This window comes from Roseateles chitinivorans (assembly GCF_002761755.1).
GTDB classification, from domain to species: Bacteria; Pseudomonadota; Gammaproteobacteria; order Burkholderiales; family Burkholderiaceae_C; genus Roseateles; species Roseateles chitinivorans.
Window position 1 is genome coordinate 96,231 of sequence record NZ_PEOG01000011.1, and the last position, 25,305, is coordinate 121,535.

The 25,305-nt window shown below is 69.7% G+C and carries 25 protein-coding genes; 14 read left to right on the forward strand and 11 right to left on the reverse strand.

Features of this window, described 5'->3' with window-relative positions; all coding sequences use genetic code 11:
* Positions 1-26: 26 nt before the first annotated feature.
* On the reverse strand, positions 27-587 hold the full coding sequence (locus CS062_RS05325) for a GNAT family N-acetyltransferase (RefSeq protein ID WP_099860407.1): 561 nt from the start codon (positions 585-587) through the stop codon (positions 27-29).
* A gap of 47 nt (positions 588-634) precedes the next feature.
* Positions 635-1,678 carry a Gfo/Idh/MocA family protein gene (locus tag CS062_RS05330; protein ID WP_158238671.1) on the reverse strand — a complete coding sequence of 348 codons (1,044 nt, stop codon included), beginning with the start codon at positions 1,676-1,678 and terminating at the stop codon, positions 635-637.
* 227 nt (positions 1,679-1,905) lie between these two features.
* On the opposite strand from CS062_RS05330, the gene CS062_RS05335 reads away from it, so the two are divergent.
* Positions 1,906-4,128: a M3 family metallopeptidase gene (locus tag CS062_RS05335; RefSeq protein WP_099860409.1), complete on the forward strand. Its 2,223-nt coding sequence runs from the start codon at positions 1,906-1,908 to the stop codon at positions 4,126-4,128.
* Between the two features lie 31 nt (positions 4,129-4,159).
* Here the strand turns inward: CS062_RS05335 and CS062_RS05340 are convergent, their stop codons facing one another.
* Together CS062_RS05340 and CS062_RS05345 are read right to left on the reverse strand one after the other, a co-directional pair.
* A complete protein-coding gene (locus tag CS062_RS05340; protein ID WP_233217914.1) occupies positions 4,160-4,768 on the reverse strand; it encodes a DUF2242 domain-containing protein in 609 nt (202 codons plus the stop codon).
* An 84-nt stretch (positions 4,769-4,852) separates the two neighbouring features.
* On the reverse strand, positions 4,853-5,137 hold the full coding sequence (locus tag CS062_RS05345; protein ID WP_099860410.1) for a hypothetical protein: 285 nt from the start codon (positions 5,135-5,137) through the stop codon (positions 4,853-4,855).
* 281 nt (positions 5,138-5,418) lie between these two features.
* On the opposite strand from CS062_RS05345, the gene CS062_RS05350 reads away from it, so the two are divergent.
* The 3 genes from CS062_RS05350 (at position 5,419) to CS062_RS05360 (ending at position 6,560) form a co-directional block, all read left to right on the forward strand.
* Positions 5,419-5,613, forward strand: a complete 195-nt coding sequence (locus CS062_RS05350) for a hypothetical protein (protein WP_099860411.1) — start codon at positions 5,419-5,421, stop codon at positions 5,611-5,613.
* A 37-nt stretch (positions 5,614-5,650) separates the two neighbouring features.
* Positions 5,651-5,965: a BON domain-containing protein gene (locus tag CS062_RS05355; protein WP_233217922.1), complete on the forward strand. Its 315-nt coding sequence runs from the start codon at positions 5,651-5,653 to the stop codon at positions 5,963-5,965.
* A 178-nt stretch (positions 5,966-6,143) separates the two neighbouring features.
* Positions 6,144-6,560, forward strand: coding sequence for a response regulator transcription factor (locus CS062_RS05360; RefSeq protein ID WP_099860413.1), 417 nt, complete (start codon positions 6,144-6,146; stop codon positions 6,558-6,560).
* Here CS062_RS05360 and CS062_RS05365 read toward each other — a convergent pair.
* Positions 6,538-7,170, reverse strand: a complete 633-nt coding sequence (locus CS062_RS05365; RefSeq protein ID WP_091729829.1) for a response regulator — start codon at positions 7,168-7,170, stop codon at positions 6,538-6,540. The two genes, CS062_RS05360 and CS062_RS05365, sit on opposite strands and share 23 nt — an antisense overlap.
* Positions 7,171-7,215: 45 nt before the next feature.
* Between CS062_RS05365 and CS062_RS05370 the strand changes: the two genes are divergently transcribed.
* The 4 genes from CS062_RS05370 (at position 7,216) to CS062_RS05385 (ending at position 13,911) form a co-directional block, all read left to right on the forward strand.
* Positions 7,216-8,679: a CHASE3 domain-containing protein gene (locus CS062_RS05370; protein WP_099860414.1), complete on the forward strand. Its 1,464-nt coding sequence runs from the start codon at positions 7,216-7,218 to the stop codon at positions 8,677-8,679.
* 176 nt (positions 8,680-8,855) lie between these two features.
* Positions 8,856-9,302 (forward strand): BON domain-containing protein, encoded by a 447-nt coding sequence (locus CS062_RS05375; RefSeq protein ID WP_099860415.1) that lies wholly within the window; start codon positions 8,856-8,858, stop codon positions 9,300-9,302.
* 233 nt (positions 9,303-9,535) lie between these two features.
* Positions 9,536-11,674, forward strand: coding sequence for an esterase-like activity of phytase family protein (locus CS062_RS05380; protein WP_099860416.1), 2,139 nt, complete (start codon positions 9,536-9,538; stop codon positions 11,672-11,674).
* A gap of 116 nt (positions 11,675-11,790) precedes the next feature.
* A complete protein-coding gene (locus CS062_RS05385; RefSeq protein ID WP_099860438.1) occupies positions 11,791-13,911 on the forward strand; it encodes a M13 family metallopeptidase in 2,121 nt (706 codons plus the stop codon).
* A gap of 48 nt (positions 13,912-13,959) precedes the next feature.
* On the opposite strand, the gene CS062_RS05390 is transcribed toward CS062_RS05385, so the two are convergent.
* Positions 13,960-14,319, reverse strand: a complete 360-nt coding sequence (locus CS062_RS05390) for an H-NS histone family protein (RefSeq protein ID WP_438270453.1) — start codon at positions 14,317-14,319, stop codon at positions 13,960-13,962.
* A 332-nt stretch (positions 14,320-14,651) separates the two neighbouring features.
* Here CS062_RS05390 and CS062_RS05395 point away from each other — a divergent pair, with 332 nt between their 5' ends.
* Entirely contained in the window at positions 14,652-15,398 is a 747-nt protein-coding gene (locus tag CS062_RS05395; RefSeq protein WP_099860418.1) for a GntR family transcriptional regulator, read from the forward strand.
* A gap of 58 nt (positions 15,399-15,456) precedes the next feature.
* Here CS062_RS05395 and CS062_RS05400 read toward each other — a convergent pair whose 3' ends face one another.
* Entirely contained in the window at positions 15,457-15,924 is a 468-nt protein-coding gene (locus CS062_RS05400) for an Lrp/AsnC family transcriptional regulator (protein ID WP_233217915.1), read from the reverse strand.
* 90 nt (positions 15,925-16,014) lie between these two features.
* On the opposite strand from CS062_RS05400, the gene ilvB reads away from it, so the two are divergent.
* Both ilvB and pcaC read left to right on the forward strand, forming a co-directional pair.
* On the forward strand, positions 16,015-17,847 hold the full coding sequence (ilvB, locus tag CS062_RS05405; RefSeq protein WP_099860419.1) for a biosynthetic-type acetolactate synthase large subunit: 1,833 nt from the start codon (positions 16,015-16,017) through the stop codon (positions 17,845-17,847).
* A 113-nt stretch (positions 17,848-17,960) separates the two neighbouring features.
* Positions 17,961-18,359, forward strand: a complete 399-nt coding sequence (gene pcaC / locus CS062_RS05410; protein ID WP_099860420.1) for a 4-carboxymuconolactone decarboxylase — start codon at positions 17,961-17,963, stop codon at positions 18,357-18,359.
* A 28-nt stretch (positions 18,360-18,387) separates the two neighbouring features.
* Here pcaC and CS062_RS05415 read toward each other — a convergent pair whose 3' ends face one another.
* Entirely contained in the window at positions 18,388-18,972 is a 585-nt protein-coding gene (locus tag CS062_RS05415; RefSeq protein WP_099860421.1) for a DUF3617 domain-containing protein, read from the reverse strand.
* A gap of 201 nt (positions 18,973-19,173) precedes the next feature.
* Here CS062_RS05415 and CS062_RS05420 point away from each other — a divergent pair, with 201 nt between their 5' ends.
* Entirely contained in the window at positions 19,174-19,569 is a 396-nt protein-coding gene (locus CS062_RS05420; protein WP_099860422.1) for a DUF3224 domain-containing protein, read from the forward strand.
* 48 nt (positions 19,570-19,617) lie between these two features.
* On the opposite strand, the gene CS062_RS05425 is transcribed toward CS062_RS05420, so the two are convergent.
* Positions 19,618-21,558: a LamG-like jellyroll fold domain-containing protein gene (locus CS062_RS05425; protein WP_233217916.1), complete on the reverse strand. Its 1,941-nt coding sequence runs from the start codon at positions 21,556-21,558 to the stop codon at positions 19,618-19,620.
* A gap of 59 nt (positions 21,559-21,617) precedes the next feature.
* Between CS062_RS05425 and CS062_RS26765 the strand changes: the two genes are divergently transcribed.
* Complete coding sequence (locus tag CS062_RS26765) at positions 21,618-21,959, forward strand: hypothetical protein (protein ID WP_233217917.1); 342 nt, start codon at positions 21,618-21,620, stop codon at positions 21,957-21,959.
* A gap of 643 nt (positions 21,960-22,602) precedes the next feature.
* A complete protein-coding gene (locus CS062_RS05430; RefSeq protein ID WP_099860424.1) occupies positions 22,603-22,944 on the forward strand; it encodes a nuclear transport factor 2 family protein in 342 nt (113 codons plus the stop codon).
* A 95-nt stretch (positions 22,945-23,039) separates the two neighbouring features.
* Here CS062_RS05430 and eutC read toward each other — a convergent pair whose 3' ends face one another.
* Entirely contained in the window at positions 23,040-23,831 is a 792-nt protein-coding gene (gene eutC, locus CS062_RS05435; RefSeq protein ID WP_099860425.1) for an ethanolamine ammonia-lyase subunit EutC, read from the reverse strand.
* Between the two features lie 10 nt (positions 23,832-23,841).
* Positions 23,842-25,245 (reverse strand): ethanolamine ammonia-lyase subunit EutB, encoded by a 1,404-nt coding sequence (locus CS062_RS05440; protein WP_099860426.1) that lies wholly within the window; start codon positions 25,243-25,245, stop codon positions 23,842-23,844.
* Between the last annotated feature and the right edge of the window lie 60 nt (positions 25,246-25,305).

A 25,305-nucleotide genomic window follows, 5' to 3' on the forward strand; every position in this document is an offset into this window, starting at 1 on the left:
AACTTTCGTGATGGAAGGGGATGGGCTCAGGCGCCGGCGGGCAGCGCCACGGTGAAGCGGTAGAGGCAGCACTCGTCGCCGTGGAGCGTGCGGACCTCGCGATCGATCTCGCCAGCGGCGCGGCCGCGGATGACGCCGGGCCAGAATTGCGCGGCCGGGGTGTTGGCCATCAAGTGGTAGACCTCCCAGCGCCCGGGGAAGCGCGCCAGCACCTCGCCGGCCGCGCGCGCCGCCAACCCGTGGCCCCGATATCCCCGCGCGAGGAAGAAGTAGCCCATGTTGTGGTCGGACCGGCTGTCCTCGCAGTCGCGGTCGACGACCGCGAAGCCGGCCAGTTCGTCGCCGACCCAGATCAGGAACGGATGCACGTCCGGCTGCGCCCAGTACGGCGCCTTCGGCCGCAGCTGGTAACGCCCCTCGGGCGCGAACGCCACCGGTGTCCACTCGCTGAGGTCGTAGTTGTAGAACTGCATCAGGTTCTCGATGCGCGGCAGGTCGTCGGGCGCCGCCCGCTCGATCCGCAGCGCCGGGCTGTCGGGGAGCGGCACGGGGATCGAGTCGGAAAAGGCGCCGGGTCGTGTCTCCATGGGGGCTCGCTGCTTGCTTTTCTGATGGTCCTCTCCCCGCGGCCGCGTCAGCGCGTCGGCGGGAAGTCGTCGTCGAATGGGTAGCGCACCCCGGCCAGGGCACGGATGCGATCCATCCAGCCGAGCACCGCCAGCGTCTCCGCATGCGGCACCACCGGGCTTTCGATCTCGCCGGCGCGGGCACAGCGCATCGCCTCGCGGATCTCGTTCTCGAAGCCGTTGATCTCGAAGGGGCGCTCGATCGTCTCGGCCGTGCCGCGCGCCGGCAGCCACTGCAGGCGCGTCGCTTCCCAGAAGGTCTCCGGCAGCACGATCGCGCCGGCCGCGCCGAGCACCTGCATCGTGTTGGGCGCGAAGCTGTCCACCGCGCAATGGAACTGCGACACCAGCCCGTCGCCGAAGTCCAGCATCACCGCCAGTCGCGCATCCACGCCGGTCGGCGCGAGCCTGGCCCTCACCTGCAGGTCCACCAGCGGCGGCACCTCGCCCAGCGCGTGCTGCAGCACCCAGCGGGTGGCGGTCATGTTGTAGATGCCGACGTCGAGCAGTGCGCCGCCGGCCAGCGCGGGGCTGAAGATGCGGCTGTCCGGGTCATAGGGCGCGGGGAAGCAGAAGCTCGATTGCAGCCCGTGCAGCGCGCCCAGGCGGCCGTCGCGCAGCCAGGCCGCGAGTGCCTGGTAGGCCGGCAGGAAGCGCGTCCAGACGGCTTCCATCAGGAAGCTCCGATGGGTGCGGGCGGCCTCGACCAGACGGCGGCCCATCTCCTGGTTGGGGACCAGCGACTTCTCGCACAGCACCGCCTTGCCGGCACGCAGCGCGGCCAGGACGGGCTCGTAGTGCTGGCCGTGGGGCGTCGCCACGTAGACGCCGTCGATGGCCGGATCCGCCAGCAGCGCCGCCGGATCGGTGTGGGCGAGCACGGCGGGCTCTCCAGGCGCGGACCAGCGCTCGGCGAACTGCTGCGCGCGATGGGCATCGCGGCCGCAGACCGCATGCAGGCGGCAGCCGTCGAGGCGGGCGACGGCATCGGCGAAGCGATGGGCGATCGCGCCCGGGCCGATCACGGCCCACTGGAAGGTGGATGCGGACATGGGGCGAGGGGCCGCGGGCCGGTCCCGCGAGCGGCGGAAGTGAGCCGCCATGCTAATCGCCAACGCCGGCGTGACGTCTTGCCGGAGAAGGCCTCAGGGTTGTCCCGGGGCAGGGTTCGCCACGGGGGCGGACGGCGCCCATGCCCTTCGTTCGCGGCGGGGTCATCGGCTAAGGTGGCGGGCTCGCACAACACGAACGCCTGTGTCCCCCGCGGGCCCCGTCTCCCATGAGGATTCCCTTCGTCCTGGCCGCTACCGTGGTCCTCGCCGCGCCCGTCCTGGCGCAGACCGCCACGCCCGCCGCCGCACCGACCGTCGCCGCGACCCCGGCCCCGACCGGCGCGCCGTCGCCCAACCTGCTGCTCGCGCCGAGCCCGCTGCCGCTGCAATACCCGCCGTTCGACCGGATCCCGGATGCCGACATCGGTCCGGCGCTCGACCAGGGCATGGCGGAGCAACTGGCCGAAGTGGCCGCGATCGCCAACAACCCGGCCGCGCCGACCTTCGACAACACCATCGTCGCGCTGGAACGCGGCGGCCGCACGCTGGGCCGCGCGACCACCCTGCTGATGAGCCTCACCGGCGCGGACGCCAACCCCGCGCGGCTGAAGCTGCAGGCGGACTACGCGACCCGGCTGGCCGCGCACCGCGACGCGATCCAGCTCAATCCCCGGCTCTTCGCCCGCATCGAGGCGCTGTACCAGCGCCGCGCCGCGCTAGGCCTGGGCGCGCAGGAGCAGCGCCTGATCGAACGCCAGTACCACCAGTTCCTGCGCGCCGGCGCGAAGCTGGACGAGGACGGCAAGGCCCGCATGAAGGCGATCAACGCCGAGATGGCGCAGCTGGGGGCGCGCTTCAACCAGAACGTCCTGGCGGAAGTGAATGACTCGGCGGTCGTCGTCGACAGCCTGGAGGACCTCAAGGGCCTGGACGACGAGCAGGTGTCCGCCGCCGCGGCGGCCGCCAAGGCCCGCGGGCTGAACGGGAAGTACCTGATCGCATTGCTGAACACGACCGGCCAGCCGGTGCTCGCGCAGCTCGAGAACCGCGCGCTGCGCCAGCGGATCTACGAGGCGTCCGTCGCACGCGGCTCGCGCGGCAATGGCTTCGACAACACCGCGCTGGTCTCGCGCGTGGTCACCCTGCGGGCCGAGCGGGCCCGGCTGCTGGGCTTCGCAACGCATGCCGACTTCGTGCTGAAGGACGAGACGGCCAAGACCCAGCAGGCGGTCAACGGCATGCTGCGCCAGCTGGCGCCGGCGGCGGTCGGCGCGGCGCGGCGCGAGGGCGCCGAACTGCAGGCGCTCATCGACCGCGATCAGGCCGCGCGACATCAGCCCTCGTTCAAGCTGGCCGCCTGGGACTGGAGCTTCTACAGCGAGAAGCTGCGGGCCGAGAAGTACGGCTTCGACGAGTCGCAGCTCAAGCCCTACCTCGAGATGAAGAACGTGCTGGAGAACGGCGTGTTCTACGCGGCGGGACAGCTCTACGGCCTCAGGTTCAAGGAACGCCACGACCTGCCGGTCTACCACCCGGACGTGCTGGTCTACGACGTGTTCAATGCGGACGGCTCGCAGCTGGCGATCTTCCTGGCCGACCTGTACGCGCGGCCCTCCAAGCGCGGTGGCGCCTGGATGAATGCCTACGTCGACCAGAGCGGCCTGATGAACCAGAAGCCGGTGGTGGCGAATCACCTCAACATCCCGAAGCCGGCCGAGGGCAAGCCGACGCTGCTGACCTGGGACGAGGTGACGACGATGTTCCACGAGTTCGGGCATGCGCTGCACGGCATGTTCTCGAACGTGAAGTACCCCAGCATGGCCGGCACCAAGGTGCCGCGCGACTTCGTCGAGTACCCGTCGCAGGTCAACGAGATGTGGGCCGACTGGCCCAGCGTGCTGGCCAACTACGCGCGTCACTACAAGACCGGCGAGCCGATGCCGCGCGCGCTGCTGGACAAGGTGCTGGCCGCCAGACAGTTCAACCAGGGCTTCGCCACCACCGAATACCTCAGCGCCGCCAGCCTGGACCAGCGCTGGCACCAGCTGCCGCTCGACCAGATTCCGTCGGCGGACGGCGTGATGGCCTTCGAGGCCCGGGCGCTGCGCGAGGAGGGCTACGACTACGACGCGGTGCCGCCGCGCTACCGCACGCCCTACTTCAGCCACATCATGGGCGGCTACGCGGCCGGCTACTACGCCTACGTCTGGTCCGAAGTGCTGGACGCCAACACGGTGCAGTGGTTCAAGGCCAATGGCGGCCTGAAGCGCGAGCTGGGCGACGCCTTCCGCGCGAAGCTGCTGTCGCAGGGCGGCAGCCAGGACGCGCTGACGCTGTTCCGCGGCGTCGTCGGCCATGAGCCGCAGATCCAGCCGCTGCTGGAGCGCCGGGGGCTGGTCCTCGAGAAGACCCGCACCGCCGGGTCGCCGCAGCAGGCGGCCCAGCCCTGATCGCAGAGGGCGCTCGCCGCGCGGGCGCCCGTCAGCCGCCGGTCTTGTCGAGGTCCTTGGTGTCCTCGACGCCCTGCTGCGTGATCAGGCGCTGCATCAGCGCGAAGAAGCGGTCGTAGAACTGCCCGGCCGGGATGGTCTCGGACGCGACCTTGACCAGCGATTCCGACGTCGACGACAGCGGCACCGAGATCGAGCCGATCGCGCTCACGCCCAGGCTGGTGGAGTTGGCGCTGCGCTTGACGTTGTAGCGGTCCTGCAGCGCGGACACGTAGGCGGTGGCCAGCTTGCCGCTGCCGCCCTCGGGCACGCAGACGATGGTGAAGCTGATCTCCACATGCACTTCGCCCTCGGGCTGGAAGCGCTTGGTACCGGCGATCGAGTCCGGCGTCGCGGTGTTGATCACGTAGCCCTGGCTCAGCAGCGCGCGCCGCGCGGCCTCGCAGGTGTCGTTGACGCTGGCGTCGAACAGGCGCGAGAAGGTCTCGTCCGCCGCGAAGCGCTCGTTCTGGTAGACGGAGTTCCTGCGCGCGGCGCTGCCGGGGCCGAAGGAGCCGCAGCCGGCCAGCAGCGCGGCGGCCAGGGCCGCGATCGCCCAGGGGCGAAGGGAGTCGGAAGTGAGGCGTCGGATCATCGTCATCGGGCCGTGATCGGCCAGCGGCGGATTATCCGGGTTCGAGCGGACGACGCCTCGTCGTCGTCGCGCCGGTGTGCGGGCGCAGGCTCAGTGCGTCAGCTGAGAGGTCAGCAGCGTCTCCCATTCGCCGTCGATGCAGACCTGCAGACGGCGAGCGCTGCCGGGGCAGCGGTGCCAATGCTCGCTGGCCGCCGACAGCAGGGCCGGCCACAGGGGGCGGTCGCCGTCGCAGCGGCTGCGCGGGATGACCAGGGCCAGCTCCCGCTGCGCCTCGTGGCCGTCGGCCTCCACGAAATCCAGCCGCGCCCGCACGACCACCGTCAGCGGGGTCGACAACAGCAGTTCGGCATTCACAATTTCCAGGGTTTCCATGCCGGCGATCGTAGGCAGGGCGTGTGCCCGTGGGTGTCGGGGTCGCCCGCGACGCCCTGTAGGACATTGCCTCATCCCGCAGGCGGTGATCGCCCTCGTGACCCTCGGTGCGAACGCGCCCGAGGGCCATTGACTCGTGACCACGACCGGCGCGCCGCGGACGCCGCGCCGGTGATCTCCGCTTGTCCTACAAAACATCGCGGATGCGGACGACAGGGCCGGCTGTTCGGCATACGTAGAGTCACTTCCAGCGCACCACGGGGTGCACAAGGAGCCGACAGATGGGTATCGCCGACCACCACTCCCTCGCCCTGCATGTTCATGAGATCGCCTGCCAGGTCCAGTGGACCGCGGTCGGCGAGCAGGAACCGGTCCTGGGACTGGAAGCGGCGCTGCCCTACCTGATGGACCACGCCCCCGCGACGTTCGCCGAGCCGGCCCCTGCCGTCGTGTCGACAGACCGCCACGCCGCGTGAGTCCGAGCCCTGTCATCAATCCAAGGAGATCAACATGATGATTCGAGCCACCGTTCTCGCCCTGGCCACCGCTGTGGGCGCCATCACGATGCTGCCGGGCTGCGCCGTCACCCGCGGTCAATCCTCGGTCGGCGAGTATGTCGACGACGCGGCGGTCACCACCGCGGTGAAGTCCAAGTTCGTCGAGGCCAAGACCGTGGACGCCAGTTCCATCCACGTCGAGACGCTGCAGGGCGAGGTGATGCTGTCGGGCTTCGCCAAGAACGCCACCGAGAAGGCCGATGCCGAGCGCCTGGCCCGTGAGGTCAAGGGCGTGAAGCGCGTCAAGAACGAGATCGCCATCCGCAACTGATCGGGCGACCGATCGGACCGCGGAGGTCCTGCCTGAAGCGCTGACGCGCGACCGACACGCGCCCGGCGGCGGCCTGACCAACCGCCCCGGGCGCTGCGCGCGAACGGACGGTGTGCCTCCGCATCCCGTCCGTTCGCGCGCATCCGCTTGTGGTTTCGAGCCGTACACGAGCCCCATCATGGATTCCCAGCCCGCCAGCGCCGCCCTCACCTGCTTCCTCGTCGAGGACAACGCCGTCATCCGGGAGAACCTGGTGGCGACGCTCGAGGAGATGGTGGACCTGCGCGTGCTCGGTCATGCGGTGGACGAGCGCGGCGCGTTGAACTGGCTGTCGGAGAGCCATCCCGGCTGCGACCTGCTGATCATCGACATCTTCCTGGCCCAGGGCACCGGGCTGAACGTGCTGCGCGCCGCCGGCGAGCGCATGCCGGAGGCGCACCGGGTGGTGCTCAGCAACTACGCGACGCCGGACATGCGCCAGCGCTGTCTCGCGCTGGGCGCCCACAAGGTGTTCGACAAGTCGGCCGAGCTCGAGGACCTGCTCGCCTACTGCGGCGACCTGGCCGATGCGGCTACTCGATCAGCCCGTTCTTGAGGGCGTAATACGTCAGCTCGCTGTTGGTGTTCAGCGCGAGCTTCTCCAGCACGCGCGAGCGGTAGGTCGAGACCGTCTTCACGCTCAGCGACATGCCGTCGGCGATGTGGCCGACGGTCTCGCCGCGGGCCAGGCGCAGGAAGACCTGCAACTCGCGCTCGGACAGGGACTCGTGGGGCGCCTGGTCGGCGGGAGCGCCGAGGCCCTCGGCCAGCAGTTCGGCCACCGCCGGCGTGATGTACTTGCGGCCGCGGAACACGGTGCGGATCGCCGTGGCGATCTCCTCGGGGTCGCATTCCTTGTTGAGATAGCCGCTGGCGCCCTGGCGCAGCAGCGTGGTCGCGTAGTGGGTCTCGGGGAAGCCGCTGAGGATCAGCACCGGCAGCTCGGGCTTGCGGGCCTTGATCGCGGCCAGGGTCTCGACGCCGCTCTGGTCGGGCAGCGAGAGGTCCATCAGCATCACGTCGACTTCGCCGGCGCGGGCCAGGTCCAGCGCTTCGCGGCCGGAACTGGCTTCGCCGGTGACACGCAGGTCGACCTGTTCGGAGAGGAATTGCCGCAGCCCGGCGCGGACAATCGCGTGGTCGTCGACGATGGCGATTCGGATCATGGTGGCGATGGTCAAGCGAGCGAAATCGCTCGGGGAGTGTAGAGGATGAGCCTGAAGGACACCGTCACGAACCTCGGTCGCAAGACCTGGGCGATGCCGCTGGGCGTGTTCGTGGCCCTGTTGATGATCCTGATCAGCGAACTGGCTTACTTCGGCGCCGTGTCGCAGATGGACCGCCTGGACACGCTGGGACGGGCCCGGATGGAACTGCTCCGGCTGATGGCCCGCGTGACCGACGCCGAGTCAGGGCAACGGGGATACCTGATCACCCGGCGGCCCGAATACCTGGACCCCTACCGCTTCGCCGCGGAGGACGCCTCCCAGGGCCTGAACGCGCTGCAGCGGATGTACGCGCAGGTCGGGGCGGAGGACGCCGAGCGCCGCAGCAAGGAGATCGCCAGCGCGGTCGGCGCCAAGCTCAGCGAGCTGCAGGAGGTGCTCAAGCTCTACGAGAGCGGTCGCGAGGCGGCCGGCCGGGAGCTCATGATGACCGACATCGGCCGCGACCAGATGGAGCAGATCCGGCGCCGCTCGGCCGAGTTGCTGGCCGACGAGAACCGCCGCATCGCCCTGGGCACCGGCCAGGTCTACGACACGCTGATGCTCAGCCGCATCGGTGTGGCCGGCATGACGCTGCTGAGCCTGATCGTGTTCGTGCTGTTCGTGCGCAAGAGCCGCGCGCTCGACGACCAGCGCACCGAGCAGGCGCAGGAGGTGCGCGCCGAGCGCGACCGGCTGGAGGTCGAGGTGGCGCGCCGCACCGCCGAGCTGACCCAGTTGGCCCGTCACCTCCAGACCGCGCGCGAGGATGAGCGGGCCCGCCTGGCCCGCGACCTGCATGACGAGCTCGGGGCGCTGCTGACCGCGGCCAAGCTGGACGTCGCGCGGCTGCGACCCAAGCTGCAGGCCGGCGCGCCTGACCTGATGCAGCGGCTCAACCACCTGACCGAGACGCTCAACAGCGGCATCGCGCTAAAGCGCCGCATCATCGAGGACCTGCGGCCGTCGACGCTCGACCAGCTCGGCCTGGTGCCGGCGCTCGAGATCCTGTGCCGCGAGGCGTCCGAGCGGCTCGGCGTGCCGATCCGGATGAGCCTCGATCCCGCCGTCGAACTGCCGGCCAGCGCGCAGCTGACCGCCTTCCGGCTGGTGCAGGAGGCGCTGACCAACACCGCCAAGTACGCGCGGGCCACCGAGGTCTCGGTGACGCTCAAGCGCGAGTACGCGCAGGCGATGGTCGTCGTCTCGGACAACGGCCAGGGCTTCGAGCCGGACCGGCTCACGCTCGGCTCGCACGGGCTGCTGGGCATGCGCTTCCGCGTCGAGGCCGAGCGCGGCCAGCTGCGCTTGCGCAGCGCGCCGGGGCAGGGCACCGAGGTCTGCGCCTGGCTGCCGCTCAAGCGCGACGAGCCGGAAATCCCGCGCATCGACTTCCCGATACCGGGCATGGCCGGGATGGGGGGGATCGGCGGCGAGGGCGGCCCGGCACCGGCCGGCGGCGGCCTGTAGCGGGCGCTCCCGCGCCTGTAGGCCGGCTCCTACGGCGGCCCGGGACGCCCGGTGACCGCCGCTTCCGGCGGCCGCCGACCCGGCGTCGCCGGGCCGCTGCCTAGAGTGACGGCATGGATCCGCGGCCTTCCGCGGAATTTCCGCGACACCGCGATATCCCCGAAAGGAGCCTCGCCATGAAGCACTCTTCCCGCCCCACCCAGCTTGCCCTGCTGCTGCCCGCCGTGGTGGCCGCCGTCGCCCTGACCGCCTGCGGTCGTGAGGACGACGGCCGCACCGCCGGCCAGCGCCTGGACGACGGCATCTCCAAGATGGAGCAGAAGTCCGAGGAAGCGAAGCAGGACACCCGCCAGGCCATGGACAACATGGGCAACAAGATGGACCGGACCGCCGACAGGGTCGGCGCCGCGGTCGACGACGCCCAGATCACCACGTCCATCAAGACCGCGCTGGCGGGCGACCCCAAGCTCAGCGCGCTCGATGTGAAGGTCGAGACCGAGAAGGGCCATGTGACGCTGGACGGCACCGCGCCGGACCTGGCCGCGCGCGATCGCGCCGGCTCGATGGCCCTGGCCGCCAAGGGCGTCCAGTCGGTCAACAACCGCATCAAGGTCAACGGCTGATCTCCTCCTCTGCAGCCGCCTGACCGGGGCCCCGGCCCGCGTCCCCCGACGCGGTGCCGGGGCTTTCTGCCATTGGCCAGGCCGGGGTATTCCCGGCTTCCTGTCGTATTCGTGACGATTCGTTAACGCGCTTCACGGGGCTGTCATCGGCGCTGCCTAGCGTGCCGCCCTGTCGCGACCCGGCCCCGTCGAGGGAGATCGGGCGCGGCGTCCTCGAGCCACGAAAGATCGACATGAAGAAGACGACCGCCCGTTCCGTTCCCCGTCTGCGCCGGCTGGGCCGGACCCTGATGACCCTGACTGCGATGGCGGCGCTGAGCGCCTGCAACACCAAGGACAACGACGGCTACGACATCCCCGCCATCGTCCAGCCGATGCAGGCCCGGCTGGTGGACGCGCCGGTGGAGGGCGTCAGCTACCTCGCCACGCCCTCGGGCATCTCCGGCAAGACCGGTGCGAACGGCGTCTTCACCTGCAAGGCGGGCGACACGGTGAGCTTCAATGTCGGCGGCGTCGTCGTGGGCAGCGCCGCCTGCGCGGCGACCGTCGCCGCGGCGGACCTGGCCGGCACCGGCACGCTGAGCGACGTCAAGCTGCAGAACCGCCTCGTCTTCCTGCAGGCCCTGGACGATGACGACGATCCCACCAACGGCATCCGCATCACGGCGGCGGTGCACGACGCGCTGACCAAGACGCTCGACTTCACCCTGGCCGCGGCCGACTTCGACAAGGCCTTCGCCGCGCTGCTGCCGGCCGGGCAGAACGACGCCTACGGCCAGCCCTATACCGGGCGCACGATGAGCGCCGGACGCCGCGCCGCCGCGGTCGACCACTATGAATCGACGATGGCCACGCTGCTCGGCAAGACCGAGACCAGCAGCGCCACGCAGGACAGCGCCGGCGGCGCCGTCGCGATCACCAAGTTCCAGATTCGCGCCGCCGACAGCCAGTACGTCAGCTACGAGGGCAGCAACGCCGACGCGAAGAGGGACTTCCCGAAGGGCTTCTATCCGGCGGTCGGCTCGGGCCTGGTCTACAAGGGCAAGAACGCGGACGGCGCGCTGGAGTTCTGGGGCATCACCGATCGCGGCCCCAACGGCGACAGCCCGAGCGCGCCGCGCCCGGACACCGGCGCGGTCGCGACGACCAAGATGTTCCCGGCGCCGAGCTTCGCGCCGTCGATCGGCGCGATCACGCTGGGCAAGGACGGCGCGGTCATCGCCAGCCTCCATCCGCTGAAGAACCCCGACGGCTCGAAGGTCTCCGGCCGTCCGCTGCCCTTCGGCGCCATCGGCAACAGCGCGGAGGTGCCGCTGTCCGACGCCCTCCGGTTCGACCAGACCAAGGGCAACTTCGACGCCAACGGCCTGGACAGCGAGACGCTGGTCTACGACGCCGCCGGCAAGGCCTTCTGGACCTCGGACGAATACGGCCCCTTCATCGTGAAGATCGACGCGGCGAGCTTCCAGATCGTCAAGCGCTACGCGCCCGGCACGGCCGCCGGCAGCCTTCCGGAGGTGCTGAAGCACCGTCGCCCGAACCGCGGCATGGAAGGCCTGACGATGGATGCCGCCACCGGCAAGCTGCATGGCTTCCTGCAGAGCCCGATCGATCCGGTGGACGCCGCCGGCAAAAGCATCGAGGTGGTCGACAGCAGCGACCTGGACCAGGACGGCAAGACCACCGACAAGGTGAAGGTGCGGGACTTCGCCCAGTTCGCGCGCTGGATCGAGTTCGATCCCAAGACCGAAACCTCCCGGCTCTACGCCTATCCGCTCAGCTACCCGCTCGCCGCCAAGGGCGAGAAGTGGGATCGCAATCGCACCGGCAGCGCCAAGCTGGGCGACCTGGTCTCGCTGGGCAACGGCAAGTTCATCGTCATCGAGCAGGGCGCGGACTCGACCGGCGCGGTGCGCAACTTCCTGATGCTGGTGGAGCTGCCCGCCGGCGCCACTGACATCGCCGCGATCGGCCCCGAGCTCGAGCGCAACAGCATCGATGGGGTGACCGCTGCGGCGGTCAGCTGGTCCAAGGTGGTGAAGCTCCGGAAGACGGTGCTGCTGGACCTGAACGCCGCCGGCTGGAAGGCCGAGAAGGCCGAAGGCCTGGCGGTCGTCGACGGCAACACGCTGGCGCTGATCAACGACAACGACTTCGGCCTGAAGTCGACGCTGGTGGACGCGAAGGGCAAGCTGCTGGCCGGCGATCCGACCGAGTGCACCGTCGACGCCAACGGCGTGATCCTCCAGGACGGCAGCTGCGCGGCCGGCGCCGCCACTGCCCGCGTCACCCGCGGCAATGAGGTCGACCGCCTCACCCACCTGTGGCTGTTCAAGTTCCCGAAGGCGCTCAGCAGCTTCAGCGCGCCCTGACCGGCCGTCGGTCCGGACGGCATCGGTCGGGTCTACCCGAGGTGTCGTCCGGCACCTCGGCGCCTGAAGGACGCTGACGGAGAATGCCGCCCAGCAAGAACTCCTGGCTGTCGCGCATGACCCGTCACCCTCTCGCCCGCACCACGGCGGCCGCGCTTGTCGCGGCCGCTTCCCTGGGCGCCGCCGCCTTCGCCCAGGCCGCGACCCCCGCACCCGGCACGGCCGCATCCGCGCCCGCCGCGACCGAAGGACCGCTCGACCAGCTGCCCTACACGCCGAGCCTGGACACGGCCGCGATGGACCGCAACGCCGATCCCTGCGACGACCTCTACCAGTACGCCTGCGGCGGCTGGATGGCGGCCAACCCGATCCCGCCGGACCAGGCGCGCTGGTCGGTCTACGCCAAGATGGCCAACGAAAACCAGCGCTACCTCTGGGGCATCCTGGACAAGCTCTCGGCCGCCGATCCGTCGCGCACCGCCAACCAGGCGCGCATGGGCGACTACTTCGCCGCCTGCATGGACGAATCGGCCGCCGACCGCCACGCGCTGGCGCCGCTGCGACCGCTGCTGTCGCGCATCGAGGCGCTGAAGGACCGCCGCGAACTGCCGGCGCTGCTAGCCGCGCTGCACCTGGCGACCAACAACGAGCGGGTGCTGTTCCACTTCACCTCGGGCCAGGACATGGCCGACTCGACCCGGGTCATCGCCTTCGCCTACGCCGGCGGACTGAGCCTCCCGGACCGCGAGTACTACTTCAAGAGCGACGAGAAATCCCGCACGCTGCGGGACCAGTTCATCGCGCACGTCGCGCGCAGCTTCGAGCTGCTCGGCGACGCACCGGACGCGGCGCGCACCCAGGCCAGGCAGGTGATGGCCCTGGAGACCGCGCTGGCGCGCGCCTCGCTGAGCCGCGTCGACAAGCGCGATCCCTACAAGGGCTTCCATCCGATGAAGGCGGCCGCGCTGCAGGCGCTGACGCCGGGCTTCGACTGGACGGCCTACCAGCGCGCGCTGGGCCTGGACCCGCAGGCGGCCTACAACGTGACCGAGCCGGCCTTCTTCAAGGCGATGGCCAAGGAGCTGCGCCAGCGCGACCTGGCGCAGTGGCGCAACTACCTGCGCTGGCAGCTGGTCAGCAGCCAGGCGCCGACGCTCTCCAGCGCCGCGGTGCAAGCCAACTTCGAGTTCTTCGGCCAGACGCTGCAGGGCGTGCCGCAACTCAAGGCGCGCTGGAAGCGCTGCGTCGAACTGGTCGATGCGCAGCTCGGCGAGGCGCTGGGCCAGGAGTTCGTCGCCCGCAACTTCAGCCCCGACCTGAAGGACAAGACGCTGAAGATGACGAAGCAGATCGAGGACGCGATGGCCGCGCGCATCCAGTCGCTGAGCTGGATGAGCGAGACCACGAAGCAGCGCGCCCAGGAGAAGCTGCACGCGATCGTCAACAAGGTCGGCTACCCGGACCGCTGGCGCGATTACGGCGCGCTGACGGTCGCGCGCGACGACTTCGCCGGCAATGTGATGCGTGGCAATGCCTTCGAGCTCAAGCGTCAGCTGGCCAAGATCGGCAAGCCGCTGGACCGCGGCGAATGGGGCATGACGCCGCAGACGGTCAACGCGTATTACGACGCGCAGATGAACGACATCAACTTCCCGGCCGGCGTGCTGCAGCCACCGCTGTTCGATCCCAAGCTCGACGACGCGCCGAACTACGGCAACACCGGCGGGACGATCGGCCATGAGCTGATCCACGGCTTCGACGACGAGGGCCGCCAATTCGACGCCAAGGGCAACCTGCGCGACTGGTGGACCAAGAAGGACGGCAAGGCCTTCGAGCAGCGCGCCGCCTGCGTCACGAAGCAGTACGCGCAGTACGTGGTCGTCGACGACATCCGCATCAACAGCAAGCTGACCCTGGGCGAGGACCTGGCCGACCTGGGCGGCCTGGTGCTGGCGCACGCGGCCTGGAAGGCGCAGATCGCGGACATGTCGCCGAAGCCGGCGGACCGCGACGGCCTCACGCCGGAGCAGCGCTTCTTCGTCGGCTTCGCCCAGTGGGATTGCAGCCATGCGCGGCCGGAGTACGCGCGGGTGCATGCGCTGACCGACCCTCATTCGCCGGGGCGCTACCGGATCAACGGCGTCGCGGTGAACATGCCGGAGTTCGAGCAGGCCTTCCACTGCAAGCCGGGCCAGAAGATGGTCAAGCCCGACGCGGAGCGCTGCCGCATCTGGTGAGTGCCGGACCCGGGCATCCCGCCCGGTCCTGCCGTTCCCCGGCGACCGTCAGCGGATCAGCAGATCCTCGGCGGTCTTGCCGGCGGCCAGCGCGTCCTTGAACCAGGTGGGGCGCTTGCCGACGCCGGTCCAGGTGCGACCGGCGCCATCGTGGTATTTCGGCGTGCCGGCGCCGCGGGGCGCCTTGCGCTTGGCGGTGGTCGCGGTGGCGGTGGCGCGAGCGGGTTTCGCCGCGGCCTTGCGGCCTGCGCGCGGACGTTGCAAGGTCGCGCCGAACAGTTCCTCGGGCGTCAGGCCGTAGTGATCGATGGCCTCGCGGATCCGCGCGACCACGCCGGAGATTTCCTTCGCGCGCAGCGCCTCGGCTTCCTTCTGCAGTTTCTCGATCTGACTCAGGACTTGTTTCAAGGATTTCGCCATTCGGCTGGCTCCATTCGGGGTGAATCGACATGGGCATTCGCCTCTGCGTCGCTGACCTCCCGGGCGCGACTGTAGCGCCACTCGCGAGGGCGATGCGGAAACGACACAGCCTGTCCCATTGACGCGGGGTATCTCGACTGATTCCAGTAGTGCGGCAGAACACATACACGTCGATTGAGCAGCTCGCGCCGGGCCGAGACATCGATTCATTGCGCTTCGGCAAGAACGCCATCGTCGACACGATTCGCCGGGAATAGACAGCGGGCGGCCTCCTTAGAGTGAATCGTTCATTCACCGCAATTGCTGGACGGAGTGCCGCGATGGTTCGATCCACACACCCGATCAATGCGCCGACCTATCTGCGCCTGCGCGACCAGATCCGTGCCGACATCGAGGACGGCTGCTGGCGCCTGGGCCAGCACCTGACGCTGCACGAGCTGAGCGCGCATTACCAGGTGAGCAACGTGCCGGTGCGGGAGGCGCTGCTGCAGCTGCAGGGGGACGGCATGGTCGACATGCGGATGAACAAGGGCGCGGTCGTGCGGGCGGTGGATGCGCGCTTCATCGAGGAGTACTTCGACGTGCGCGAGGCGCTGCACACGATGCTGCTGACCCGGGCCTGCCGGCGTGCCGAGGCCCGTGAGGCGGCGGGGGCGCCGCAAGTCCAGGCGCTCGCGCGGGCGGTGGAGGAGGCGGCGCGCTCGGGCCGCGCGCGCGAGTTGCTGGCGGCCGACGAGGCGCTGCAGGACCACCTCGCCCGATGGGGCGGCAATGCGCAGGCGCTCGGGATGCAGGCCTCGCGCGGCAGGCTGCTGGAGGCGGTCCGGCGCTCGCGCATGGCCCTCTGGACCTCGGAGCTGGATGTGCTGGCCGTCCAGGATCGGGCGATGGTGGAGGCGATCCGGCAGGCCGACCCGGCCACCGCCAGCGAGGCGGTGCGCCGCCATGTCGCGGCCGCGCGGGCCTACATGCTCCGCCTGCTGCGGCTGCCCGAACTGCCGGCGCGGGCCGAGCGGGCGCCGGTGGCGTCGCGTTCGACCTCGGGCGACGCGCCGGCCGACGGATGAGCGACCCCGACCGGAGACTGCGCCGGCCCCAGATGCTGCCGCCTGGGTGCCGTGCCGCTCAGAGGGGCAAGGAGCTCGCCTTCAGGCAGCGCAGCACGAAGCTGGACTTGCTGTGGCGCACGCCGGGGATCTTGTAGAGCTTCTCGCGCAGCAGGCGTTCGTAGTCGCGGGTGTCGCGCACCGACAGGCGCAGCACGTAGTCGTAGTCGCCGGAGACCAGATAGGCGTCGATGACCTCGGGAATGGCCTCGAGGTGGCGGGCGAACTCGGCCATCGCCGCATCGGTGTGCTTGTTCAGGGTGAGCTGCACGATCAGTTGCTCGGGTCGCCCGATCTTTTCGGCGTTCACCTTGACGGTGTAGCCCTCGATCACGCCGGATTCCTCCAGCCGCTTGATGCGCGTCCAACAAGGCGAGGTCGTCAGGCCGACCTCCTCGCTGACCTCCTGCAGGCTGGCGCGCGCATTGCGCTGCAGCGCGCGCAGGATGGCGCGGTCGAACTTGTCGAGCTTGATTTGCTGCTCCATCGCCATATGGAAGGAAGATTTGCTGAAGGCTGGATTCTATGAGGCAAGAACGGCAACCCTTTCCGGGCCGCTGCCCGGACACTGGAGCGCATGAATGCCAGGATCGACGGCGCCCAGGTCAGCGCCCGTGGCGCGGTCATCGACGCGCCTTTCACCCCCACCTCCCCGGGCTGCCGCGGCGCCCTTCCGTCATCCGCGAGCGCGCTGCCACGCAACGGCGCGCAGGTGCTGCTGGACACGCTGGTGGCCTGCGGCGTCGACACCGTGTTCGGCTATCCCGGCGGGGCGGTGCTGCCGCTGTACGACGCGCTGCACGGCGAGCCGCGCCTGCGCCACGTCCTGGTCCGTCACGAGCAGGCGGCGGTGCACGCCGCCGAGGGCTATGCGCGCAGCACCGGCCGGCTGGGCGTGGTGCTGGTGACCTCGGGCCCCGGCATGAGCAACACGACGACGGGCTTGCTGGACGCGCTGTGCGACTCGGTGCCGGTGCTGTGCATCAGCGGGCAGGTGAACAGCGCGGCAATCGGCACCGATGCCTTCCAGGAGTGCGATGCGCTGGGCATCTCGCGGCCGGTGACCAAGTGGAATGCCCAGCTGCGACCCGGCGGGGACGTCGCCGCGATGGTGCGCAAGGCGGTCGAGATCGCGCGGGGCGGTCGACCGGGTCCGGTGCTGCTGGACGTGCCGAAGGATGTGCAGTTGGCGCCGGCGCCGGCTGACGCGAGGCCCGAGACGCGGACGACGCCGCAACGGCTGCCGTCGACGTCGTTGCCGGTCTCGCCCATCGTCGACGTGCGCACGATCGAAACGGCCGCGGACTGGATCGCCACCGCGCGACGACCGGTGTTCTACGGCGGCGGCGGCCTGGTCAATGCGGGCGACGAGGCCTGCGCCGCGTTCGCGGCCGCGGTGGCGCTGGCCGGCGCGCCCTGCACGCTGACGCTGATGGGGCTGGGCGCGGTGCCGGCGTCATCGCCGCACTGGCTTGGCATGCTCGGCATGCATGGGACGCTGGAGGCCAACCTGGCGATGCATCATGCCGACCTCATCGTCTGCGCCGGCGCCCGCTTCGACGACCGGGTGACCGGGCGGCTCGACGCCTTCGCGCCCGGCGCCCGCGTGATCCATCTCGACATCGACCCGGCGTCGATCGACAAGGTCCGGCGCGCCGACCTCGCCCTGTGCGGGGATGCGCGCGCGCTGCTGCCGCGCCTGCGCCGTGCGCTGGAACGGCGCGCGATGCCGCCGGAGCGCTTGTCCGACTGGTGGGCGCGGATCCAGACCTGGCGTTCACGCGGATCGCTGGCCTTCGAGGACACGCCGGAGGTGATCGCGCCGCAGGCGCTGATGGCGCGGCTGCAGGCGCAACTCGCCGGCCGGGATGCGATCGTGTCGACGGATGTCGGCCAGCATCAGATGTGGGCGGCGCAGCACCTGGCCTTCGAGCGCCCGCGGCGCTGGCTCACGTCGGGTGGCGCCGGCACGATGGGCTATGGCCTGCCGGCGGCGATCGGCGCTCAGGTGGCGCATCCGGACTGGCTGGTCGTGTGCGTCAGCGGCGACGCGTCCATCCTGATGAACCTGCAGGAGATGGCCACGGCGCGGCAGCACCGCGCGGCGGTCAAGGTCGTCCTGTGCAACAACGGCCACATGGGCATGGTGCGGCAGTGGCAGGAGCTGCATCACGGCGAGCGCTACAGCCACAGCTACAACGCCTGCATGCCGGACTTCGTCGCGGTGGCGAAGGGCTTCGGCTGGCAGGCCGGGCGGGTGGCGCGGCGGGAGGACCTCGACGCCGCGCTCGCCGAGTGCCTGGCGAGCGAGGGCCCGTATTTCCTCGACGTGGCCGTCGCGCCGGTGGAGAACTGCTTCCCGATGATCCCGGCGGGAAAGGGGCATCAGGAGGTGATGCTGGGGCGATGACGCTGCGCCGGCGTCACCGGGCCAGCGGATCGGGTCGCCTTGGGGGAGCCCGGCTACATTGCTTGCCATTGCCGGGCGCACCGGCTCGGTCTTTCGCCTGACAGGAGATCCCGATGACCCGTCCCTATGCCCCGAAGAACCAGGCGCTGTTCGACGAGGGCCTCGCCACGCGCCGTGAGGTGCTGGGCGATGCCTATGTCAATGCGTCGATCAACAACGCCACCGACTTCACCATCGACATGCAGGAGCTGGTGACGCAGTACTGCTGGGGCGACGTGTGGAACCGGCCGGGCCTGGACCGGCGCTCGCGCTCGCTGCTGAACCTGGCGATGCTGACGGCGTTGAACCGGCCGCATGAGCTGAAGGTCCACGTGCGCGGCGCCCTCAACAACGGGCTCACCCGCGATGAGATCAAGGAGGTCTTCCTGCAGACGGCGATCTACTGCGGCGTGCCGGCGGCGATCGATGCGTTCCGCTCGGCCACCGAGGTCTTCAAGGAGATCGACGGCTGAGCGCCGGCCCCCTCGCCGCCTTTCGCGCTCAGCGCATCAGGTCCATCAGCGACGGATCGATGCCGGGCGGCGGCGCGCTGCAATCGCTGCCGATCCACTTGTGGACCGAGGTCGATTCATAGGTGAGCGGCATGCCCTGGGCCGTGGTGCCCTTGAAGGCGACCTTGATGGTGGCGCTGGACTTGTCCGTGACCTGGTAGGTACCGGCGCCCATGCCGCTGGCGGTGGCGCTCTTGCAGCTCATCGTGAACGAGCCGCTGGTGGCGTCGCCGGGCTTCACCTGGGTGGTGCAGTCGTCGACGCTCTGCGGCTTGGGCAGGGCGAACTCGGACGATTGCTGGCAGTCCAGATGCGGATTGCCGCCGGTGGGCAGGCCAGCCTTGGCCATGGCGGCGGCCAGGCTGGTCTTCTGCTGCGGCGTGAGGGCGCCGTTGATGTCGAAGATCGTGGGCATCTTCCGGCCGTTGAGGGTGTTGACGCTCGCGCTGGCCCACAGGCCGGGCTTGACGCTGATCGACTGAGCCTGCACCGAGGCCGACAAGGTCAGCAGACCGGTGGCCAGGGCGAGCGCCGATGCGGCGGCGGGAGCGGAGCGAAAGCGGGATGCGTGCATGGGGAGCCTCGTGATGCGGTAGGGCGAGGCGCAGTCTCCACGCGCCGGGATCCCCCTGTCGAGGCTGCTTGCCCCCTCCAGAGGGGGCAGAGGTGACCGAGGTCATGTGGCCCCCGGGCGGGCCATGCCGATCTGGGCGCCGAGCCCTCGACAGGGCGGTCGTATGCTGGCGCCCTCTCACCACAGGACGGACCCGATGCCATGACGCGGATCGCCACAGGGACTTTCGATGTTCAGCTGACGCCTCAGCCGGCCACGCCGGGCCACGAGGCGTCGCAGGTCGGCCGCATGGCCATCAGCAAGCGGTTCCATGGGGACCTGGCGGGCACGAGCCTTGGGGAGATGCTGGCGCATCGGACCGAGGTGGCCGGGTCCGCGGGCTACGTGGCGATGGAGCACGTGGAAGCGACGCTCGCCGGCCGCGAGGGGAGCTTCGTGCTGATGCACACCGGCGAGATGAACCGCGGCCAGCCGACACTGACCGTGCAGGTGGTGCCGGATTCAGGGACCGGCGGGCTGACCGGGCTCAGCGGGCGGCTGAGCATCGACATCCGGGACGGGCGGCATTTCTATGAGCTGGCGTATGAGCTGACGTGAAGCTTCCGAGCTCGCCGCGCCCCCGCCCAAGAGCGGGGGACACGGCTGTCAGCGGGCGAGGTTCGCGACGGCGGCGGCGGTCAGCGCTCCGCTGTAGATCCGGAAGTCCTGCATCCGCCCCTTGAAGAAGGGATCGCCCCCGTACTGCGAGCGTCCCAGCCAGTTCCGCGTCGTGTGGCCGAACTGATAGGGCGCCATCCAGATCTCGGGACTGGTGGCGACCGGTGAGCCGTCGACGTAAAGCGTGCCGACCGTGCCAGAGAGCGTGATGGCCACATGGGTCCAGCGGCCGTTGGGCGGAATGGGCGCCGCCAAGGGCGAGGGCATCCAGAACTGATTGCGTGTGGACATGAGGCGCATCAGGCTGGGGACGGGTGGGCGTGTCGACTCCCGCGGGGTGAGCGCCATGTACGACACGTCGTTGGAGCCGAAATCGAAGAAGCGCGAACTGGCGCCGGTGTTGTCGCAGTAGACCCACATCGCCACCGTGTAGTCGCCCAGCGCCGACACCACGCCATCGACCAGGCGCACATGGGCGCGGCGGCCGTCGAACACGACGCAGGTGCTGCCGTTGCGCCCCTCGCCCCAGGTCGCGCCTTCCATGAGCACGCCATATCGGCCGTTGCCGCTGAGGTCATCGGTGCTGCCGTTGAGCGGCAGATGCAGCCACAGTTCTCCAGGCACCGCCACGCGCAGGGTGTCCGCCCCGACCCGCTCGCCCTGGCCGGTGACGGCGCTGATGCGGTAGTACCAGGTGCCCGCAGCCGGTGCGTCGGTGTAGGTGCGCGGGTCGGTGACTCGCGCCAGGGTGGTGAACGGGCCGGCGGAGGAACTCGCGCGCTGCACCAGATAGTCCGTGGCGTCGGCGCTGCCCCACCACGACATCAGCACCTTGCCCTCATGGAGGACGGCGCTCAGGCCGCTTGGCCGGGCGGGCGCGACGGGGTCACGGACGTAGAGCAAGGACCCCAAGCCCGGCGAGTCCCCACCGTCCACCCGTTCAGGACGCTGCTTGTTCACCATCTTCTGGGTCCACGGGGCCGACAGGCCTTTGCGGGCGACGTAATGGTTGAGGATGAGTTCCCAGCAGGGGCGGGGGTTGTCTCCACCGGACACCGTGGTGCTGGATCCGTGGACGCCGGCGTAGGGGGTGAAGGGCATCGGGTACGCGATGTAGTCGGGCGGCGGTCCGACCAGGACGTTGGTCTTCGCGACGTACTCCGCACCGGCGAGGAGGCGGTTGTTCCAGAGCCCGTAGAGGTCCTCGCCCTGGTTCCAGGCCATCTCGCACAGCATGCCGGCCAGCGCGATGCCAAGGGTCGAATGTCCTTGGTCGCGGTGGCTTTCCTGCCACTGGCCCAGGTAGCCGGGATGCAGGTAGTAGACGTTGTTGCCGTGCGATCCACAGCCCCGGCCGTTCTTGTAGTAGTTGCTGGCCTCAGCGACGATGTCCGATCGGTCGCAGAACACGCCGATGGCATACATGCTGCAGACGTTCGCCAGGTCCCAGTTGGCCCAGTAGTGGGTGACCTTTCTGATCTCGGTGCCGTTGTGGTCGGTGAGGAACGCGTGGCACTCCGGATAGAACACGTTGAGCAGCATGGTCTGGAACCGTGCGACGTCCTCCTTGGCCCAGCCCGGATAGCTGCGCATCACCTCGGCGGCATTGGCCCATTGGTTGCCGTAGAGGCCCGACGCCAGGTAACGATTGGAGTCGCCGGCCAGTCGCTTCAAGGTCGACGACCAGGCATTGAGGAACTTCACCGCGTCTTTCGCATAGGCCTCGTCGCCCGTGACCTTCCAGCGCAGCGCGAGGTGATACGCGCGCATCATGTCGGTGACCATCACCCAGAAGTTCTCGCCGGTTCCGCCGCGACTCACGACTTCCAGCGGTGAGGGCTTCACGCCCAGCTCGGCACGACGCGCGGCGAGCAGCAGGTTCCAACTGCCGAGCCAGGGCTGCCGGCCGGCAGCGACCTGATCGCGCATGCGCTGAAGGTCCGTCTGCGTATGAAGCAGCCCCGGATGGACCAGCCCGCCTGGCGCAGGTGCGGGCGCAGGTGCAGGTGCAGGTGCAGGTGCAGGTGCAGGTGCAGGTGCAGGTGCAGGCGCAGGTGCAGGTGCAGGTGCAGGCGCAGGTGCAGGCGCAGGCGCAGGCGCAGGTGCGGGTGCGGGCGCAGGCGCAGGCGCAGGTGTGGGCGCGGGTGCAGGCGCAGCCGGGGCGGGCGGCATGGGCTCGGTCGGGGCGGGAGCGGGCGCCGGAGCCGGGGCGGGCGCTGGAATCGGATCGTCGGGCCGAGGATCCGGTGTCGTGTCGGGCGGCGGCGGCGTCCCGATGCCCGCCGCCGCTTCATCCGCTCCGCCGAGCAACGGGGTACCGGCCTCGCTGACCGGGCCGCCGCCGCATCCCGGCAGAAGCGGCAGGATCGGGAACAGGCCGACGCCCAAGGTCAGCAGGCGCCGGTGCGCGTCCGGAAAGTCGTCAAGGGCCGCGTGCTCCGCCCCGGGTTTGGATATCGTCATTGCGGTGGATCTTGTTGAAGTGCGCCACGCTATGGCCGGCGTGCGCGGCAGTCATAACGGCGCCTGATCGCGTGGCTGATCTCGCCACTTCGTCACGCAACCGGATGGCTTGGCTGGGCGCGGCTCACGCATCACGGCGGCGGCGCCGGCCACGTCGGGCCGCAGCGTCGCCATGGCGAGCCCCCTCTCTCGCGTCGTGCGACCCGCCTCGCGACCCCTCCCCGTGAGCCAGCACGACGTCGAGCCGCTTTTGGCGTCGATGACCGGTTGCAGCGGAATGCCGGGCTACTCGAGTGTTCGCGCCGATTTAGCGTTAAATCGTTGCGGCGGGATGATAGGGCGGGCGCTGAATGCGGTGCCTCTGGAATTCGCTACATGAGGTAACGGCGCCGCAACAGGAATTACAGAAGTCGCGTCGAACGAGACGCCTTGCGACAGGACACGGACAGGGATCCGGCTGGCAAGCGGGTTGCCGTTGTTGGTGGGACCGATCTGACCCGGAGAACCTGCATGTCTCACGCCCACAAATCGATTCTTGAGAAGGCGAACGCGGCCATCGTCAAGCGCGACTTCGAAGGATTCCTGCAGTTCTGCACCGAGGATACCGAGTGGACTTTCGTCGGGGAGCGGACGCTCAGGGGCAAGGAGGCCGTTCGCAAGTGGATGGCCGACACCTATCGCGAGGCCCCCGAGTTCGACGTCCATCGAATGGTGGCCGAGGGCGACTTCGTCATTGCGATCGGCGAGATCACGCTCAAGGACGACAAGGGGGAAGCCTCCCGGCATGAGTACTGCGACGTCTGGCGCTTCCGTGATGGCCTGTTGGCCGAGCTGCGCGCTTTCGTCGTTTAGCGCCCTGGAGGCGCCCACCGAGCCCGATCGACCTGACAACGGTCGGAATCATCGGACGCAGCCATCGATATCCGCAGCGGTCGTCGCCTCCGTGATCAGCGCCTGTCGAGCCGAAACGACGCCCGCGTCTCGACCGCCGGCGCCACTTCCACGCTTTCATCCTTCAACGCAACACCGGTCACCTGACGGGCCCGCGCTTCGTTGAGCAACCACGCCAGCCGCGCCGCCGCGGCTTTCGGCGCCAATCCTTCCGGCCGCACGTTGGAGATGCAGTTGCGCTCCGCGTCCACGCGGCCGGGGCGAGGCGCCCAGGTGACGTAGACGCCCATGCTGTCGGGGGAGCTCAATCCAGGGCGCTCGCCGATGAGCACCACGACGAGCTTCGCTCCCAGCGCTTGACCGATCGGATCGCCGATCGCAACGCGCGCCTGACGGGCGATGGCGACGGGCGACCAACGCCAGCCGTCGGCGAGCAGCGGCCGGAGCGCTTCGACGAACGGGACCGCATGCCGCTCGATCGCCAATGCGGACAGGCCGTCGGCGACGACCAGCGCCAGATCCGGCGGCGGCGCCACCTCGCGCGCGGACAGCACGGCTGTCGACCGGTCGTCGAGCCGTCGACCGAGATCCGGTCGCTGAAGGTACGCCGCCCGATCCGCGGCGGCACTGTGCAGATCGAGCGTCTCCAACCCCGCCTTGTTCAGGGCGGCCGCGAGCGCCACGTGATCCAGCTCGCGATGCACCGCGTCCCGCGCCTGCGCATGGGCCAACTGGAACGCCAGGTGCGCCGCTGTCGGCTGACTGACGCCCGCTCGCCCCAGACCGATCCGCGCCGGCGTGTGGCGCCGCAGCGAGTGCCAGGGATTGGGAGTGATCGCGTCGCTCATGGCGTCTCGCTCACGACGATGGCAGCAAGGCAGCGAAGGCCGGGGACATGGCGTCGACCAGATGCCCCGGCGCGCCGGGTCGCGCGATGCGCATGCGTTCGAGCCAGCGCTCGAACTCCGGCGCGGCGCGCAAGCCCAGCACCCGCCGGGCGTACAGCGCGTCGTGGAACGAGGTCGTCTGGTAGTTGAGCATCACGTCGTCCGAGCCCGGGATGCCCATGATGAAGTTGCATCCCGCCACGCCCAGCAGCGTGAGCAGCACGTCCATGTCGTTTTGATCCGCCGCCGCATGATTCGTGTAGCAGATGTCGCAGCCCATCGGCAGGCCCAGCAGCTTGGCGCAGAAGTGGTCCTCCAGCCCGGCCCGGATGATCTGCTTGCCGTCGTACAGGTATTCCGGCCCGATGAACCCGACCACCGTGTTCACGAGCAGCGGCTCGAAATGCCTCGCCACCGCGTAGGTCCGGGCCTCGAGGGTCTGCTGGTCGCAACCGTGGTGAGCGCCGGCGGACAGCGCGCTGCCCTGGCCGGTCTCGAAGTACATCACGTGGTCCCCACGCCGGCCGTCGTCGAAGACGGCGCCCCGCGCCAGCGACATGGCTGCCGCGCGGGCTTCGGCCAGCAGCTTCAGGTCGACGCCGAAACTGCGGTTGGTCGCTTCCGTGCCGCCGATGGACTGGAACACCAGATCGACCGGCGCGCCGCGCTCGATGCACTGCATCGTGTTGGTCACATGCGTGAGCACGCAGCTCTGCGTGGGGATCTCGAAGCGCTCGATGACCTCCGCCAGCAGGCGCAGCAGATGCGCGACCTGGGTCACGTTGTCGGTGGCGGGATTGATGCCGATGACCGCATCGCCGCTGCCGTACATCAGACCGTCGAGCACGCTCGCGGCGATCCCGCTGGCGTCGTCGGTCGGATGATTCGGTTGCAGGCGCGTGGACAGCCTGCCCGTGAGTCCCAGCGTATTGCGAAAGCGCGTGACGACCTGGCACTTGCGCGCGACCAGGATCAGGTCCTGGTTCCGCATGATCTTGCTGGTCGCAGCCACCATCTCGGGCGTGAGGGCGGGCGCCAGGCGCGTGAGCGCCGCGGTGTCCGCCGCGTCCGAGAGCAGCCACTCGCGCAACCCGCCGACCGTCAAGTGGGCGATCGGCTGGAAGGCCGCGGCGTCGTGGCCCTCGACGATGAGCCGGGTGATCTCGTCGTCCTCGTACGGGATCAGGGCCTCGCTGAGGAAGGTCTTCAGCGGCAGATCGGCCAAGGCCATCTGGGCGGCCACGCGTTCCTGCTCAGACCCGGCGCAGACGCCGGCGAGCCGGTCGCCCGAACGCTCCGGTGTGGCCTTGGCCATCAGCTCACGCAGGCTGTCGAAACGGTAGCTGATGGCGCCGACGCGCTGGGAAACATTCATCGCTGCCTCCTTGCGTCCAGCTTAACCGTGTCCCTGTCCGATCGTGTGACGGGCGTCCCG

Bases quoted from the DNA above. Each gene is read 5' to 3' on its own strand.
- CS062_RS05385 (WP_099860438.1), top strand. From the start codon at position 11,791: ATGACCCGTCACCCTCTCGCCCGCACCACGGCGGCCGCGCTTGTCGCG.
- CS062_RS05355 (WP_233217922.1), top strand. From the start codon at position 5,651: ATGATTCGAGCCACCGTTCTCGCCCTGGCCACCGCTGTGGGCGCCATC.
- CS062_RS05340 (WP_233217914.1), bottom strand. From the start codon at position 4,768: ATGACGATGATCCGACGCCTCACTTCCGACTCCCTTCGCCCCTGGGCG.
- eutC (WP_099860425.1), bottom strand. From the start codon at position 23,831: ATGAGCGACGCGATCACTCCCAATCCCTGGCACTCGCTGCGGCGCCAC.
- CS062_RS05330 (WP_158238671.1), bottom strand. From the start codon at position 1,678: ATGTCCGCATCCACCTTCCAGTGGGCCGTGATCGGCCCGGGCGCGATC.
- CS062_RS05400 (WP_233217915.1), bottom strand. From the start codon at position 15,924: ATGGAGCAGCAAATCAAGCTCGACAAGTTCGACCGCGCCATCCTGCGC.
- CS062_RS05380 (WP_099860416.1), top strand. From the start codon at position 9,536: ATGAAGAAGACGACCGCCCGTTCCGTTCCCCGTCTGCGCCGGCTGGGC.
- CS062_RS05430 (WP_099860424.1), top strand. From the start codon at position 22,603: ATGTCTCACGCCCACAAATCGATTCTTGAGAAGGCGAACGCGGCCATC.
- CS062_RS05395 (WP_099860418.1), top strand. From the start codon at position 14,652: ATGGTTCGATCCACACACCCGATCAATGCGCCGACCTATCTGCGCCTG.
- pcaC (WP_099860420.1), top strand. From the start codon at position 17,961: ATGACCCGTCCCTATGCCCCGAAGAACCAGGCGCTGTTCGACGAGGGC.
- CS062_RS05350 (WP_099860411.1), top strand. From the start codon at position 5,419: ATGGGTATCGCCGACCACCACTCCCTCGCCCTGCATGTTCATGAGATC.
- CS062_RS05335 (WP_099860409.1), top strand. From the start codon at position 1,906: ATGAGGATTCCCTTCGTCCTGGCCGCTACCGTGGTCCTCGCCGCGCCC.
- CS062_RS05365 (WP_091729829.1), bottom strand. From the start codon at position 7,170: ATGATCCGAATCGCCATCGTCGACGACCACGCGATTGTCCGCGCCGGG.
- CS062_RS05425 (WP_233217916.1), bottom strand. From the start codon at position 21,558: ATGCGCGATCAGGTCGCTGCCGGCCGGCAGCCCTGGCTCGGCAGTTGG.
- CS062_RS05360 (WP_099860413.1), top strand. From the start codon at position 6,144: ATGGATTCCCAGCCCGCCAGCGCCGCCCTCACCTGCTTCCTCGTCGAG.
- CS062_RS05325 (WP_099860407.1), bottom strand. From the start codon at position 587: ATGGAGACACGACCCGGCGCCTTTTCCGACTCGATCCCCGTGCCGCTC.
- ilvB (WP_099860419.1), top strand. From the start codon at position 16,015: ATGAATGCCAGGATCGACGGCGCCCAGGTCAGCGCCCGTGGCGCGGTC.
- CS062_RS05415 (WP_099860421.1), bottom strand. From the start codon at position 18,972: ATGCACGCATCCCGCTTTCGCTCCGCTCCCGCCGCCGCATCGGCGCTC.
- CS062_RS05420 (WP_099860422.1), top strand. From the start codon at position 19,174: ATGACGCGGATCGCCACAGGGACTTTCGATGTTCAGCTGACGCCTCAG.
- CS062_RS05370 (WP_099860414.1), top strand. From the start codon at position 7,216: ATGAGCCTGAAGGACACCGTCACGAACCTCGGTCGCAAGACCTGGGCG.
- CS062_RS05440 (WP_099860426.1), bottom strand. From the start codon at position 25,245: ATGAATGTTTCCCAGCGCGTCGGCGCCATCAGCTACCGTTTCGACAGC.
- CS062_RS05345 (WP_099860410.1), bottom strand. From the start codon at position 5,137: ATGGAAACCCTGGAAATTGTGAATGCCGAACTGCTGTTGTCGACCCCG.
- CS062_RS05375 (WP_099860415.1), top strand. From the start codon at position 8,856: ATGAAGCACTCTTCCCGCCCCACCCAGCTTGCCCTGCTGCTGCCCGCC.